Genomic DNA, 15,285 nt, shown 5'->3' on the forward strand with positions numbered 1-15,285 from the left:
CCTTCATGCAGAGGATGCCGAACCCCGGGACCAGCCACTTCGCGCCGGCTCCGAAGAGCTTCGCAGTGGTGTCTGTGTCTCCCAGTCGGGCTGACGTCGAGAACACTACGTCAGAGATCGCCGCATCTCCAAACCGGCCCGGATCAGCGGCGACAGGCTGGTCAGGGCACCCGGTCCTCTGCCCGTACCGGGACCGAACGCGTCTCAGGATCTCGCCTGGAGGACCGTCCGCGGGACCCGCACGACGTCGACCGAACGGATCTCGAGCCCGTCTCCCCCGGGCGCCACCGACGGGTCGACCCGGACCCCTGTCTCCCCGACCCACGGCAGCAGCTCGAGCACCACCCCGTGCACGGCGATCTCCTCCTGCCACGGTGTGAGGTCGACGTCCCACACCCGTCCGTGCCAGAAGTGGTCGCTGACAAGGTGGTCACCGACCCAGGCGCGCCCGACGTCGCCGGTCCAGTCGACGCGCAGCAGCGCGCGGTCGGTCCCCTCGACCAGCTCAGCGGCGACGTCGACCCGGACCCTGGCCGCTCCTGACCAGTCGGTCGGAGCGCTGAGCCGCCCCATCGGTCCGCCGCGCTCTGGGCGCGGGGCGACAGCCTCAGGGCGGAGGTCGGTCAGGAGCCTGTGCGGTCCGGCGCCGGGGACGGAGAGCATCCACGTCTCCCAGAGACCGCCTGCTAGACGCTCGTCAGCAGCGGGCAGGTGGGACAGCTCCCCCTCTCCCCCGGCAACCGCGAGCGCACCAGACGCCGGGAACAGCGAGACCGTGGTCTCGGGCCCGGTCGTGTGGACCACCAGGGCACCGTCCTCTGCGTACACGGGTGCGTCAGCGAGGACGAGCCTGTCCCTCCCAGCGACGTCGAGCCTGTAGAGCCTGCTGGCCGACGTGTCGTCGAGGACCAGGACGCACACGCCGGGCAGGTCGACGACGCACCTGGGCCCCGGGGGCTCGGTCAGCGTCACGACCGTGCTGTCGGCTCCCACCCCTCCCCCGGTGCGCTGACCCACCGCGGCACCACCGACCTCGACCGCGCCGTCGAGGACCAGCTCGACGTCGACGCCGTCGGTCGCCGCGAGGATGACCACGTCGTCGAGCCGGGCGAGCACCTGCGCCGTCGCGCTGCGCAGCTCGAGGTCGGGCGTCAAGGCGTAGCGCAGGGGCCACACGAGCGAGAGACCGGCCGGCAGGTCGACCGGGCGAGCGGGCACCGTGACCTCCGTGCCGTCGAGGTCCACCGTCACCTGGACACCGGGCTGCGCGTCGACCGGGTGCGCCGGCGGCTGGTAGGTGGTGAGGAAGAGATAGCCGCTGCGACCGTCGGAGCGGACCGACCAGCGCAGCTCGGCCGGGTCCTCGCTCCCCCCGGCGACTGTCGTCGCCATCGCGGCGAGGTGTGCCCCCTCGTCAGCCAGCCAGAGGTGCTGTCGGCGCAGCAGGTGGTGGTGCGGCCTGACCTGCCCGTGCTCGCCGACGGGTGCGTAGAAGTCGTAGGAGCGCGTGGGGACGTCGTTGGGGTAGCCGGTCGCCTGCGACTCCTGCTCTGTCCCGTGCGGGCCGACCCGTTGCGTGCCGCCTGCGTACATGTAGTACCCCTGCCACACGGAGCCGCTGCCGATCTTGACGAGGGCGAGCGCCGCGACGTCCTGCGCACCGACGAGCGGGCGGCGGTGGTAGGCCACGTGCATGCCTCCCCCGAGCTCGCAGGTGACGAAGGGCAGCATCCCGCGGTCGGACGCGGGTACCTCCCCGCCGACGGTGATCTGGTCGAAGGCCTCGCGCAGGTCTGCGCCGACCGTGAGGTCGTCGCGGACCTCGCTGTAGCGGAAGTGGATGGCCGCGAACTCCGGCCAGCCTGTGCTCGACTCCTCCCAGAACCCGTCCGCGTAGGCGCTGTAGACGGGCAGCAGGGTGCCGGGTAGCTGGGCACCACCCCACCCTGTCGCCGTCCAGAGCGGGAGGTGCAGCCCGAGGTCTTCGGCGGTGCGTCGCAGGGTCGCCAGGTGCGCGGGCTGGTCGTAGAGCTCGTTCTCGATCTGCGCCCCGACCACGGGGCCGCCGTCGGCGTGCGTCAGCCCGTCGAGCTGCCTGATCGTCTGGCTGTAGAAGGCTCGCACCAGGTCCAGGTACTCCGGGTCGTCCGTCCTCGTCGGCAGCCCGCGGTCCACCAGCCAGTCCGGGAAACCGCCGTGGCGGGCCTCCCCGTGCGCCCACGGGCCGATGCGCACCACCACGTCGAGGCCGTGGTGCGCTGCCAGCTCGACGAAGGCTCGCAGGTCGAGGTCCCCGTCCCAGCGGAAGTCGCCGGGAGCCGGCTCGTGAGCCTGCCAGAAGACGTAGGTCGCGACGGTGTCGAGGCCCCCTGCGCGGGCATGCCCGAGGACCTCCGACCACCGGTCCCTCGGGATGCGTGAGTAGTGCACCTCCCCGGTGACCGGCAACCATGGGCGACCTCCGCGCACGAGAAACCGGGTCGTCACCTCGATGCGGTCGGACCGGTCGTGGCCGTCGCCGAGGAAGGCCAGGCGAGTCGCGGGGTCGATGGGCGGGACGCGGACCGATCTGCCGTGCCGTGGCGGAGCCGACCGTGCAACGGTCCGTGAGGGCGTCGTGGTCTGTGAGTGCGTCATGACCAGTGACGGCGGTGACGGCGGTGACTGTGGGGCCTTCGGCCCGTGCTCTGGGGTCATAGGTCTCTCCTCCGTGAGCTCTGGTTCGACGTCGGGTCGAGCTGGTCGTGCGGGTCGAGCTGGTCGTGCTGGTCCAGCTGGTCGTGCTGGTCCAGCTGCTCGTCCAGCCCGGCGAGCAGGGTCTGGAGCGTCCGGACCCTGGAGTCGTGCGTGGCCTGCACGTCCTCGGCGAAGAGCAGCAGGCTCGGCAAGGACGTCGCGAAGTAGTCGACCACGGCGACGACCGACGCCTGCTCGGAGACATGCCTGGCGAGCACGTCGCGCAGCCGCGCCGCCTCGTCGCGGCGACCGAGCATGTGCAGAGCCGTCGCGGACGCTGCGGTCTGCTCCGAGCACATCTCGGGGGTCATCCCCTCGACGCCGCCCTGCTGGTCGGCGGCGATCTGCCACGCCTCTCGTGCCTCGTGGTCACGACCGGACGCGACCAACGCGTCTCCGAGCAGGAGGTGCAGGTCTGCCGTGCTGTCGAGCGGGTGCCGGGCCTCGCCGAGCGAGGCGACGGGCGCGAGCGCGGCCCGCGCGTGCGCCACGGCTCGGTCCGGGTCGCCTGCGTCGAGGGCCGCGAGCGCCAGCGTGCGGTGCGCGTCGTCCCACGCCGCCAGGACGGTCCCCTCGCCCCCTTCCCACGGCTGGAACGAGCGTCCGGCGAGCAGGTCGAGCGCCTCGTCGGCTCGGTCGAGGGTCGTCAGGAGACCGGCCAGCTGGACGGTGAGGTCGTCGCGGGTGGCGACGAGGTCGGCCCGTGAGGTCAGCGTCTCGACACGGTCGGCGGCCGCGGCCCCTCGACGCGCTGCGAGCTGGTCCGCCTCGTAGAGCAGACGTGCGTCGTCGGGTCGCAGCGCACGGGCCTGGGCGTAGCAGCGTGCCGCACGGTCTCCGTCGCCGAGCAGGTCGTAGGCGGCGAGGCCCAGGGAGCGGAGCACCACGGGATCGGTCTCGTCGGCGTCGACCGAGGCCTGCCACGCCTCGACGGCCTCGTCGCGTCGACCTGCCGCGTAGAGGCGGTGACCGGCGAGCCCCAGCACGAGCGGGTCGCCAGGGCGGGCATGGCGCAGCCGGGCCAGTGCGTCGTCCTCGGTGGCCGACGGGAAGCACCAGACACGCGGTGCGGAACGGGCTGCGGAGAGGGCTCGGTCGACGGCGTCCTGGTCACCGCGCGCCAGCTCGAGGTCGGCCGCGTGCAGCCACGCGACAGGGGCGACGTTGCGCTGACCGCCGACCGTCGGGAGAGAGGCGGCACGGGCGAGTAGCACGAGCGCTGCGTCCACCTCGCCTGCCGAGGCGTGCTCGAGGGCGACGTCGACGAGGACCGTCGGGTCAGCTGTCACCTGCGCGGGCTCTCCCCACCTTTCGGCGAGATCCCGGGCCCAGGCGTCGAGGGGGTCGAGAGCCAGGGTCTCGCGGACGAGGGCGAGGGCCGCGAGGTCGTCGCCGTGGGCGGACCGGGGCCCGCCGGAGGGACTGGTCCCCCGGGCGGAGGGGCCAGTCGAGCCGGCGGACGGCGCGGTCGAACCGGCAGACGGACCGGCCGTACCGGCGGAGGGGCCAGTCGAGCAGGCGGATGGACCGGCCGTGCCGCTGCGGCGTCGGAGGGCGACGGCGAGCAGGTTCCGGCCTTGCACGTGCGCCGGGGAACGGGCGACCAGAGCCTGCAGGTCCTCGACCGCCGTGGCCAGGCGCGCCGGACGACCGTCGGCGAGGTCGAGCCGGGCTGTCGCCACGACGGCCGGGTCGAGCCAGGCCCTGTCCCACGACGCGGTCCCGAGCGCAGCGCGCGCCTCGTCAGGGCGGCCCAGGCGAGCGAGCACGAGACCCAGCCTGTAGTGGGCCTCGCCGTCGCGGGGGTTGGGGTTGCGGAGCGTGAGCCGACCGACGGCAGCGCGCAGGTGCTGCTCGGCGTCGTCGAGGCGCCCGTCGCGCATGCGGCGGGCCGCGAGCGCCACGTGGGTGCGTGCGTCGCCAGGGTCGCGGCGGAGCGCCTCGAGCCAGTACGGCTCTGGGGAACGGGTCGCGTGCCTGTACTGGTCGAGGTGCAGACCCGTGACGTAGAGCTCGTCGACCGAGCCGATCTGCTCCGGGGGCGCAGGCTCGGTCGCCGGCTCAGGTCGGGGTGGTCCAGGTGGCGCAGGTGGGGAGGGCGCGGGGGCGGAGGGCGCGGGTCGAGGCGGCTCGGCGGCGGGGTGAGCACCACCGGGCGGGTTCGACGGGTGCAGGTCTGCGGGGGTCGGCTGCTCGAGGCTCGTGGGGGTCGGGCGTGGGCGCCACGACACGAGAGGCGCACCCTCGTGCGCGACCGTGAGCTCGATGTTGCTGGGGTCGAGGTCGCCGGGGTCGCCGGGGTCGCCGGGGTCGCCGGGGTCGCCGGGGTCGCCGGGGTCGCCGGGGTCGCCGGGGTCGCCGGGGTCGCCGGGGTCGGTGCCGGTGCGGTCGAGCACGATCGTCGCGACGTAGGGCGCGCCGGGGGCGAGGTCGACCAGGACGTCGTGGACGACCTCCGTCCCCAGGCGCAGAAGAACACGTGCACCGGACCGGACCGCTGTCACCGCAGCTGCGATGCGCACACGGGCCGCGGGACCGGTGGTCTCGACGTCGAGCCTGACCGCGGCGTCCAGCGTCGCCTGGTGCACAGGGCCGGTGTCCTGGATGGGGTACCAGTACTGGGAGAAGACCTTGGTCTCGCCGGGGCGCAGGAACGCGAAGTCGGGCTGGTTGTCCGTGAACACCCCGGCCATGAGCTCGACGTACGGCCCGTTCGAGTCCGTGAGGTGAGCGTTCCAGGCGTGCCCGAACGCGGCGTCCCCCCACGTCCACATCTTCTTGCCCGGGGACACCCTGTGGTCTGCCCAGTGCACGAACCCCGCGCCGATGCCGTGGTCGTAGCCGCCGAAGAAGTCGTCCTGGGACCCCAGGCACATGTACGACGTCGGCACCGGGATGTTCCGGTACCAGTCGAGGCGGTCGCCGTCAGGGCGCTCCGGGGTGCGCCGGGACGGGTAGTCGACGCCGTAGTAGCGGCCCTCGGCCACGGGGAACGAGGTGACCGCGCGCTTGGCGTGGTCCGCGACGACGTGCACGTCGGTCGGGAAGAACGCCTGGTAGTCCTCGTTCACGGCCGCAGCGACGTTCGCCCACCAGAGGAAGGTCTGCACGTCGTCCGTGCGGTTGACGAGCTGCGCCCGCAGCTCGACCAGCGCGCTGCCGGGCGCCAGCCGCACGCCGTGCATGCCCTGCATCCGCGCGAAGGGGTCGTGGTCCGAGCACCAGACGACGACAGAGCCGTCGTCCTCGTGCTCGATGGTCGACTCGGTCGGCAGGTAGGTCGCGGGCCTGTGGTGCTGGGGCCAGTTGAGCTCGACACCGCCGGACACCCAGGGGCCGAGGAGCCCCACGAGCGCGGGCTTGATGACGTCGTTGCGGTAGAAGAAGTCGTAGCCGCGCGTCTTGTCGTGGCCGACGTGGATCCGTCCGCCGAGCTCGGGCAGCAGCATGAGACGCACGTAGTCGTTCTCGAGGTGGATCGCGTCCCACGAGCGCGGGACCTTCTCGAGCGAGACCCCCTCGACGAAAGGCATCGGGTACACGGCCCCGGACGAGCCCTGGTAGACCCGCCGGTCGAGGTACGCGGGATACGGGCTCGGGTCGTCGGGCTCGTAGGTGTCGATCACCACGGGCTCACGCCAGGCGCGGACCTGGAGACCTGCGAGGGCGGCGGGAGCTGGTGGGAGGACGATCCGCGACTCTTCGGTGAGCATCCACCGACCGTACGGCTGGTTGACCGGCCCGACGATAGACGTTTCACTGCACCATATGGACGGATCGACTGCCGAGGACCTGCTGGCGCCCCGGCGTGACGGCTTTGCCGGGCAACGGATGCTGGTGACCCCACGGTCTGCGGTGCGGGCGTCGCTGAGCCTGCCGGTCACATGCCGGCTCCTCGTCACCGAGGCCGGGGTGTTCCCGCACGCGTCCCGGCACGGGCGCTCGCGGCCCGGCGGGGCGGAGCAGCACATCCTCCTCGTGTGCACCGACGGAGCCGGCTGGTGCCGGACCGGCGCCGGGGCCGGGGCCGGGGCCGGGGCCGGGGCCGAGCCTGTCAGGCGTGGCGACGCCGTGCTGCTGCTCGCGGGCGCACCGCACGAGTACGGAGCCGACGCCGACGCCCCCTGGACACTGTGGTGGTTCCACGTGCTCGGGACCGACGCCGCCGAGCTCGTGAGGGCAGGGCTCACGACGGCCGGCGGGCCGGTGATCCACCTGCGCGACGCCGCGCCTGTCGCGAGCCTCGTCTCCCAGGTCATCGACAGCCTCGACACCGGGACCCGGGCCGGAGACCTGCTGGCCAGCGGCGCAGCCTTCCACGCGCTCACCCACGTCGTCGCGACAGGGCGGCGGGCCCCCGGCCCGGCTCCCAGCCCCGTCGAGCGGGCGCTCGCTCATCTGCGGACGACGAGCCCGCGGCGGACCTCGGTCGCCTCGCTCGCGGCGATGGTCGGGCTGAGCACCTCACGCCTCGGGGCGCTGTTCCGTGAGCACGTCGGGGTGTCGCCGATGACCTACCAGTCGCAGCTGCGGATGGCCCGGGCCCGCGAGCTGCTCGACAGCACCGACCTCCCGGTCGCGTCGGTCGGTGCTGCGAGCGGCTACGACGACCCCCTGTACTTCTCGCGGCAGTTCGCCCGGACCCACGGGGTGGCGCCGAGCGCGTACAGGGCGCGCCAGACCTGAGAGAGCTTGGGCCGGGGGCGGGGGCTGGGTTGACGTGACCAGGCTGGCCGGGCCTGCTGGGCCTGGTCGGGCCTCCCGGGCCGGGCCAGGTCTGCGGCTGGCCGTAGGCGTCGGTGTGGTCAGGTGTGGGACGCCACGGCGGCGCGCAGGGTGTCGCCCGTGAGCCCTGCGGAGAGCAGGAGCGCGAGGAGCACGCGAGCCTTCACGGGTGAGAGCCGGCCCGCCGTGAGCACGCCTCGCTCCACGAGGTCGATCTCTCCGCCCGGGTAGCCGTAGGTGCGCTCGGCGACGGGGCCGGCTCCGGTGCGGCTGGCCAGGAGCACCGGGATGCGCGACGCCGCGGCGGAGACGTTCTCGACGGCTGACGCGGCGACGTGGCCCGCACCCACCCCGGAGAGCACCACCCCGTCATAGCCGGCGTCCGCGAGGCTGGGCAGCATCGCGAGGTCGTCGCCTGAGCCCGTCGAGACGAGTGCGACCCGTGCGGTCGCGCTCTCCGTGGCCGCGAGCGCGGGGCGCCGACGGGGCAGGTGCTCGAGGTGCGCCTGGCCCTCGGCGACGTAGCCGATCGGGCCGAGGGGATCGGAGGAGAAGGCGTCGACGTGGAAGGTGCTGCGCTTGCTGACCCACCGGGCCGAGTGCACGAGGTCGGCGAACTGCACGAGCACCCCGGCGTCGCGGGCCTGCTCGCTGGCTGCGACGAGAGCCGACGAGACGAGGTTGGCTGGGCCGTCTTCGCCTGCGGCGGCGCGGCTGCGCATCGCGCCGGTGACGACGACGGGCCGGTCTGCGGCCGTGCCGAGGAGGTCGAGGGCGAAGGCTGTCTCTTCGATGGTGTCGGTCCCTTGGGAGACCACCACGCCGTCGACGTCGTCCGGGAGCGCGACGACGTACCTGTGCAGGGCCAGGAGGTCGTCGAGGTGCAGGGACGGCGACGGGACGAGGCGCAGCTCGTGCGGGAGGAGCTCGATACCCGGCACCCAGTGCTCGACCTCCTGCCGGAAGAGGTCGGCGCCGCTCACAGGCACGACGCCGGAGGTCGCGCGGGTCGCCTCCGAGCTGATGGTGCCGCCGAGGGTGATGAGGCTGATGCGTCGCTGGTTCACCGCCCTAGTCTCCCAGCCGTGCGGGCCCAGGGGCCGAGCGGAGCCCGACCCCTGGACCTGCGTGTCACGCGACCGTCATGGCTGCCTCCCGGGTGACGGGTCTGGAGCGTCGGGAATGGCGGCGGAGCGAGATGCTGAGCCGCCCAGAGATCCACGGGGTAGCGTTCCCGCATCCCCCGGCGCGTCTCCGGCCCCGGCTGCTCCGACGAGTCGACGAGCAGCCGCTCGGTGCTGGGCGATGCTCGCGAGCAGCAGGCCCGCCACGAGCATCAGGAGAGCCGCGCCTGCGGCGGTGGATGCCTGGGCCCCTGTGGAAGCCAGTGCTCCTGGAGCGGTCTCGGCCGCCTCGTGGGGTGGGGCGACGGGCGGCACAGGCACGTCGACGACTGAGGTCGTCTCCCCCGGGAGCCTGGGTTCGCCGACGTGCAGGACCATGCCGTCTGGCCCGGTGAGGGTCTCGACCCAGTAGTAGGTGCCTGGTGCGTCGAAGGTGACCTCGGGCGACTCGTAGGTGCCACCGTGGTAGATGGTCGTGGGGGTGTTCGAGGTGTCGACGACGAGCTCGTCGAGGGCGACGTCGTCACCGGCGTGCTGCCTGTACGCGGCGAAGGTCAGGGTCGACGCGTCGACGACAGGCCCTGAGACGTAGGCGACGTCGTGGCTCGGGGATCCGAGGACGCTCTCCGGGACCGCCAGTGTCGTGACGAGGGGTTCGGGTTGCTCGACCACTCGGGTGATCTCCGACGGGTCACCGAGCTCACCCCGGACGATCCGCTCGCTGTCAGGCCCGTAGTAGGCGGCTACCCAGAAGACGTCTCCCCACGGAGCGCCGTCGGGCAGCTCTGCAGTGACGACGCCGGACCTGTACGTCCCGGCCCTGGAGGCCGGGATCTGCTCGGAGGTCCACAGCAGCGTCTCGGGTGACTCGGCGGGTTCCTGCCCCTCGACGAAGGGGCCGTAGGCCTCGAACTCGAGGTAGCCGCCCTCGACCGTCGTACCGGTGAGGTGAGCGGTGTCCTTGAAGGGTTGTCCGGCGGGGACCTGGGCGTCTGCGTCGGTGACCAACCACGTCTCGACGTCGGTGGTCCGGTCGGTCGGGACGAAGGCCATCTCCATGCGGTCGCCCGGTGAGGTGGTGAAGGCGTCAAGACGGTCGTCTCCAGGGAAGCTGGAGACCACCACGTACCAGCCGGCGGCGGTGTTGTCGGCCGCGACCTGGAACTCCCCTCCCGTGCCGACGACGTGGGAGCCGTTCTTTGCCGGGGACGTCGCCACACCCAGGACGGGCGCGGTGCTCAGGTCGAGGTCGTCGGTGGGTTGGGCTGCGAGGGGCCCGTAGGCGGTGTGGGTGATCTCGTCGACGTCGCCTACCCATCCGCCCAGGCCCTCGAAGTCGCTGTGGTCCTCGGGCAGACCGGAGACGGTGACCAGGTCGTGGATCTGCCCACCCTGGACGACGTTGAAGTCACGGACCATCGTGGAGATCGCGGCGGTGTGGCGGACGGAGGTGGTCTCGTCCTCGATCATGAACGAGGTGCGCGCCGACCCGGCGATGTAGGGCTGGGAGGCGACAGGCTGGGTGGCCTTGTCCATCTCCCAGACCCAGGTGTAGAAGCCCGGAGCTGAGGCAGTTGCGGCAGCGTCGGTCGACTGCACACCGGCCTCGGAGGCGATCAGGGTCGTCGTGGCCTGCACGGGCGACGCACCTGGTGTTGTGTCGACCTGCTCGGTGGGGACCAGGAATGGTCCGTAGAGAGTCCCGTCCCAGACGGTCTCGACCGGCGTGCCGTCCTGGCGGGCCAGCCACAGGTCACCGGCGGCAGGGGCGAAGGTCACCTCGTCGACGAAGGCCTTGCCCTTCTCGACGAACCGCTCGTCGACGACTGTGGTCACCTCGGGCTGGAACGGCACGACGTGCGTCTCGGCGACCAGACCGAAGTCGTGGGTCGCGTCGGCACGCACGTAGACGCCGTTCGGTCCCTGGGCCTCCTTGTCGATGGTCCAGACCCAGGTGTAGTACCCCGAGCCTCTCGCCACGGCCGAGGCAGCGGCGTCCAGGGTCGAGGGGCCGGCGAAGGTGAGCTCGGCGGTCCCAGCGACGGGTGCACCGGCCGGCACGGTCGCTGACCGTGCAGGCGGTGCGGCGTACGGGCCGTAGAGGGTGCCCTGAGCGGTCACAGGCACGTGGGCACCGTTGATCTGGGCCCAGGTGTCCCCGGCTGCTGGGGCGACGGTCACCTGGTCGACCAGGGCGGCACCCTTGTCGACGAACGTCGTGGCGACCTGGGTGCGGATCTCCGGTTGGAAGTCCGCGACGACCTGGAAGGGAGGGCCGGGGACGATCAGCTCTTCCGGGTCGCTTGGGGAGCGAGCTCCGTAGGTCAGGGTGTCCTGCACGTCACCCGTTGCGTCGAAACGAGTCAGCGTTGTCCGCGGCAGGCTTGCGATCGCGCGACTCCACGTGACATCACCATTACCAGTCGCGACCCACCTCAAGGTGAGACGTTCCGTTGGTGTCTGGCCGTTCCAGACTTGCGCCTCACCGGCATCCGCGACGGCGTTTCCGTTGGTGTCGAAGACGGCTGGCCCCGATATCGATACCGTCATCGGCAGCCCAGCCACCACCCCTCCTGAGGAAGTTGTGAGCGGATCGATCCAGATCTTTCCCGTGCGGGTGCCCGCCCCATCCACGGCACCTGGGGCGGTGGAGTATGGGCCAGCCTTCGAGGCGGCTTCGGCAAGATACTGACCGGCTACGTCCTTCACCGACTGAGGCGTGTTGGCGATGATGCGCGCTGTACGAGTCTCGGCAGGAACACCGTTCGACCCGGTCTCGTGGCGGGTGTGGGTCAGGTAGGCGATGGCGGCCCGGGACACATCGGTCCCCACGTGCTCGTACGCCTGGACGACCCAGGCCAGCTGGGGATCGTCGACGTAGCTGACCGACACTGCTGGGGCACCCTGCGGGGAGAGGAGCCCAGCGCTGATGCACCACGAGAGCCATCCCGTGGCCTCGCCGTCGGCGGTGCCGCCGACAGCACCCAGCCACGTAGTCCCGCGGTCCATCACTCCGGTGATGCCCACGCCCGGTCCGACCTCGGCCGGGACGGCCGCCACAGCGGTCGCGACACCCGAGAGGGTCAAGGCTCCGATGGTCGCCGCAGCGACCAGCGACAATGCAGTTCTCCGCTGTCTATTGGCAGCGCTTCGAGACGGCTGGCCAGAAGTGTTTCCTCTGTTCAGAGCCGCCTTTCCACTTACGCGCACACGGGTGCCAGCGTGTACATTCAATCGTGCTTTCACGTTGTCTCCAGTCGAATGAAGTGCGTTGGAAGCAGAGAGGTCCCGGGGTGCAACCCGGGGCCTCTCACTTTTGAGCGAGTGGCCGTTTCGCCTACGTCATGGGGCCTCCGCGCGTCGATGCGGTGTCGTCGTCAGCACCAGCCACCCGTCCCCTCCGCGCCTGAGGTGTCACCCGAATCGCACCAGGTGCCCGTCTGCGTCTCGGTTGTGTATCCCCTCTCGGGAGCAGGTCCAGAAAGCGGCGTAGGGACCGAGGGTCCCCCACCAGTCGTCGACGCCTCGGCGCCCCCGCTGGCCCTGGGCCGCACCGTCGTCGAGCCGTTCGTGCTCGACGACGGTGCGGGTGCCTGGGGTCGCGTGGTCGCCTGCTCCTGAGCTCGGCTGGCCTCCTCGGCGGCCTGAGCTGCTTGGGCCGCCTGCTCAGCAGCCACCCGGTCCTGCTCCGCCTGCCACGCGACCTGGGCGTCGACGACGCCTTGTCGCGCGGCGTCGAGAGCATCGGCGTGCAGCGTCAGGGCGGCTGTGGCAGCAGCACGGATCTGCGTCTGCTCGACGGCGGGGAGCGTCTCGTCGACCAGGGCGGGCTTGAGGGCCTCAGCAGAGGCGAGGGCGTCGGAGAGCGTGACGCGGACCGCGTCGTCGAGCACCTGGCCAGCTTTCGCGTCGAGCGTGGCACGCCCGTCGGTGATCGAGAGGGCGAGCCGCCCGGTCGCCTCGCCCTCGAGACGGGCGGCCTGCTCGAGCTCGAAGGCGTCGACGGCGACGAGCACGAGCCCTGTCGCCGACTCGACAGCACTGACGTGCGTCCGGGCCTGTTCTGCGAGGCCCGTCGCAGCGACGGTGCGTGCCTGCCGGGAACTGCGCGGCAGAGACCACGAGAGCTCGTCGACCCCGGAGGCCACGGCCGCGAGGTCGACACGGACCTGGTCGTCAGCAACCCGTCCGTCAGAGCTGGCGAGGACGGTCTCGCTGGTGTCGACAGCCGCGTGGAGCTCGAGGACGACCGTGTGCAGAGCCTCGGTGGCCTCGGCCAGGTCGGACTCGACGCCCGCATCCCACGCCTTGTAGACGAAGATGCCGACGAGGACCATCACGACGGCCGCGCTGGCAGCCGCGACGACCACCCGTCGCCGTCGGCTCACGAGAGAAGGTTCGCCCTCTGGCACCGGAACGGGCCCGTCCGTCTCTCCAGGCGCCCCAGGCACAGCGGCGTCATCAGGTTCGACGGGCAGGCTGCGTGAGGCAGGCAGGTCGAGAGCGCCGCCCCTGTCAGGCAGGGCGCGCATGGCAGGCAGGGCAGAGCCGTCGGCTTGGTCCGGCAGGGCAGAGCCGTCGGTCTCGTCGGGCAGGTGGGGCGCAGCAGGTAGGTCCGGACCCGCAGCCTCGTCGGGCGCGGGCGTCACCCCGCTCACGTCTGGCCCCGTGGTGCTGACGGGTGATCGGGGTGTCATGGGTTCTCCTCGGCGGTTGCGCAGTCGACCGTGCTCGCTCGTCCACACCGGGTGAGCGATCAGCAGCAGAGCGCGCAGCGGCGGTCCACGACACAAGAGCACGCGCGCTGTGGGCGCTGAGCCGTCAGACCCGTGTGCTCGGACGTGAGACCGCCGCACCACCTCGCAGCCCTGTCGGCCCGTTGTGCGACGAGTGAGCAGATTGACACGGTTGCGGAGAGCAACCCCAGGCCCAACGTCCCCGGTGTGGACAACCAGCCTGTCCACCCGCCTGGGGACCACCCCCGCGACCGGCACGGCACGGCACGGCACGGATCACCCACGAAGGTCGGCGAGCCCGGGCCCATCCAGTCCCACAGGACTCCCGCTCGCCGCGGCCTCGCAGCATCCCCTCTCGCTACGACCGCTTCGCTACAGCACTCTCCCGAACCCCAGCCACCCTGGCCGCGCGTACCGACGCGAGCGTCCCGACGAGCGCGACCACCCCGAAGACCCCGAACAGCAACCGCGCAGACGTCACGAGCGAGTCCCCGCCGAGGGTGACGAGCACACCCGCGAGCGCGGCGCTGAAGGCGCTCGCGATGAGGAGCACGGTGTTGATGCCGGCGGCGGCCTTGGATCCTTCGTCGCCGTCTGTGGTGCTCGAGAAGGCCGCGACAGACAGGTGCGGGAAGGCCAGACCGATGCCGCTCCCGGCGACGAAGAGGACGACGAACCAACCGGTGACCACGAGACCCGACGGGCCCTCGACCTGGAGCGCTGCGAAGGCGAGCAGCCCCGTCGCGAGGACCGCCGGCCCGGCGACGGTCGCAGCGCGGACGAGCGGCGGACGGGTCGCTCCGGCGCTGACCACCTGGACGACGGACCAGCCGAGAGACAGCGCCGCCCCCAGGAACCCGGCCAGGAACGGGGTCATCGAGCCGGTCTCCTGGCCGACGAGCGGGATGAACGCCTCGGTGCCGACACCGAGGGCGAGCACGGCGACGGCGAGGTACACCCAGACCAGCCTGCTGCCGGGGGCGAAGGTCGCGGCCGGCAAGACCGACGTCGAGGAGCGTCTCTCGTGCCTGACGAAGCCCATGACGAGGACCGCGCCGAGCACGAGGGCCGCCACCACGAGCCCACCGACGTCGAAGATCCCCGCGACGCTCACCGAGGCCACGGCGGCACCGAGCAGCACGAGCGACCGTACGGGCAGCGGCTGCCGCTGGGCCGAGCGCTCGAGGCGCGGGATCACGCGGACGACGAGCACCATGTCGAGGGCCGCGACGAGCGCGAGGGCACCGAAGGCCAGGCGCCACGCGTCGAGCTGGGCGAAGAGCCCGCCGACAGCCGGTCCGACGATGTTGCCGACGCCCCACATGGCCGAGACGAGCGCGACCCCCTTGGCCCACAGCCGCTCAGGCAGGGCGCGCTGGATGAGCGCGTACCCCAGACCTGCGAGCAGCCCGCCGCCGAGCCCCTGGACCGTGCGGCCGAGGAGCAGCAGGGGCATCGAGGGGGCGAGGGCGCAGACGACCGAGCCGAGCCCGAAGAGGCCGAAGGCCGTGAGGTACGCGGCGACCGAGCCGCGGGTCGCGAGCGTGCGGCTGACGAGCATCGACGTGACGACCGACGCCACCAGGAAGGTCGTCATGGTCCAGGCGTAGAACTGCTCGCCGCCGATGTCGGCGACGATCGTCGGGAGCAGGCTGGTGGTCAGGTACACGGTGCTGGCCTCGAGGAGGACGCCACCGGCGAGGACGAGCGCGACGGGTCCGGACCTGGGGCCGAGGAGCTCGCGCCAGGTCCCGGCGACGGTCGGGGCGGGGGGTGTCGTGTTCACGACCGCGACGCTAGGACCTCAACTCCGGTTGAGGTCAAGCGCCCTCCGGAGAGGTTCTCGGGGGCCGAACCGTCGACCGCCGCAGCACTCACCCCCCCCCCCCCCCCCCCCCCCCCCCCCCCCCCCCCCCCCCCCCCCCCCCCCACACACCTCTCGCACCACACCCCTGACGCCTTTC

7 protein-coding genes are annotated in these 15,285 nt (G+C 72.1%); 1 reads left to right on the top strand and 6 read right to left on the bottom strand.

From position 1 onward, the window contains the following. Window positions 1-204: 204 nt before the first annotated feature. Together ASG53_RS13410 and ASG53_RS20150 are read right to left on the bottom strand one after the other, a co-directional pair. Complete coding sequence (locus ASG53_RS13410; RefSeq protein WP_327286737.1) at window positions 205-2,697, bottom strand: beta-galactosidase; 2,493 nt, start codon at window positions 2,695-2,697, stop codon at window positions 205-207. After that, window positions 2,694-6,449 (bottom strand): DUF5107 domain-containing protein, encoded by a 3,756-nt coding sequence (locus tag ASG53_RS20150; RefSeq protein ID WP_056134361.1) that lies wholly within the window; start codon window positions 6,447-6,449, stop codon window positions 2,694-2,696. Before ASG53_RS20150 ends, ASG53_RS13410 begins: the two co-directional genes overlap by 4 nt. Before the next feature lie 55 nt (window positions 6,450-6,504). Between ASG53_RS20150 and ASG53_RS13420 the strand changes: the two genes are divergently transcribed. Next, window positions 6,505-7,422 carry a helix-turn-helix domain-containing protein gene (locus ASG53_RS13420; RefSeq protein WP_056134363.1) on the top strand — a complete coding sequence of 306 codons (918 nt, stop codon included), beginning with the start codon at window positions 6,505-6,507 and terminating at the stop codon, window positions 7,420-7,422. 119 nt (window positions 7,423-7,541) lie between these two features. Here ASG53_RS13420 and ASG53_RS13425 read toward each other — a convergent pair whose 3' ends face one another. From ASG53_RS13425 to ASG53_RS13440, 4 genes are all read right to left on the bottom strand, one after another. Next, entirely contained in the window at window positions 7,542-8,528 is a 987-nt protein-coding gene (locus ASG53_RS13425; RefSeq protein WP_056134366.1) for an asparaginase, read from the bottom strand. Between the two features lie 75 nt (window positions 8,529-8,603). Continuing rightward, on the bottom strand, window positions 8,604-10,925 hold the full coding sequence (locus ASG53_RS13430; protein ID WP_156382807.1) for a hypothetical protein: 2,322 nt from the start codon (window positions 10,923-10,925) through the stop codon (window positions 8,604-8,606). A gap of 1,037 nt (window positions 10,926-11,962) precedes the next feature. Next, window positions 11,963-12,973, bottom strand: coding sequence for a hypothetical protein (locus ASG53_RS13435; protein ID WP_156382808.1), 1,011 nt, complete (start codon window positions 12,971-12,973; stop codon window positions 11,963-11,965). 706 nt (window positions 12,974-13,679) lie between these two features. Next, a complete protein-coding gene (locus ASG53_RS13440; protein ID WP_056134375.1) occupies window positions 13,680-15,107 on the bottom strand; it encodes an MFS transporter in 1,428 nt (475 codons plus the stop codon). Window positions 15,108-15,285 lie beyond the last annotated feature (178 nt).

It is taken from the genome of Sanguibacter sp. Leaf3, from assembly GCF_001425965.1.
Taxonomy (GTDB): domain Bacteria; phylum Actinomycetota; class Actinomycetes; order Actinomycetales; family Cellulomonadaceae; genus Sanguibacter; species Sanguibacter inulinus.

Bases quoted from the DNA above. Each gene is read 5' to 3' on its own strand.
- ASG53_RS13410 (WP_327286737.1), bottom strand. From the start codon at position 2,697: ATGACCCCAGAGCACGGGCCGAAGGCCCCACAGTCACCGCCGTCACCG.
- ASG53_RS20150 (WP_056134361.1), bottom strand. From the start codon at position 6,449: ATGCTCACCGAAGAGTCGCGGATCGTCCTCCCACCAGCTCCCGCCGCC.
- ASG53_RS13420 (WP_056134363.1), top strand. From the start codon at position 6,505: ATGGACGGATCGACTGCCGAGGACCTGCTGGCGCCCCGGCGTGACGGC.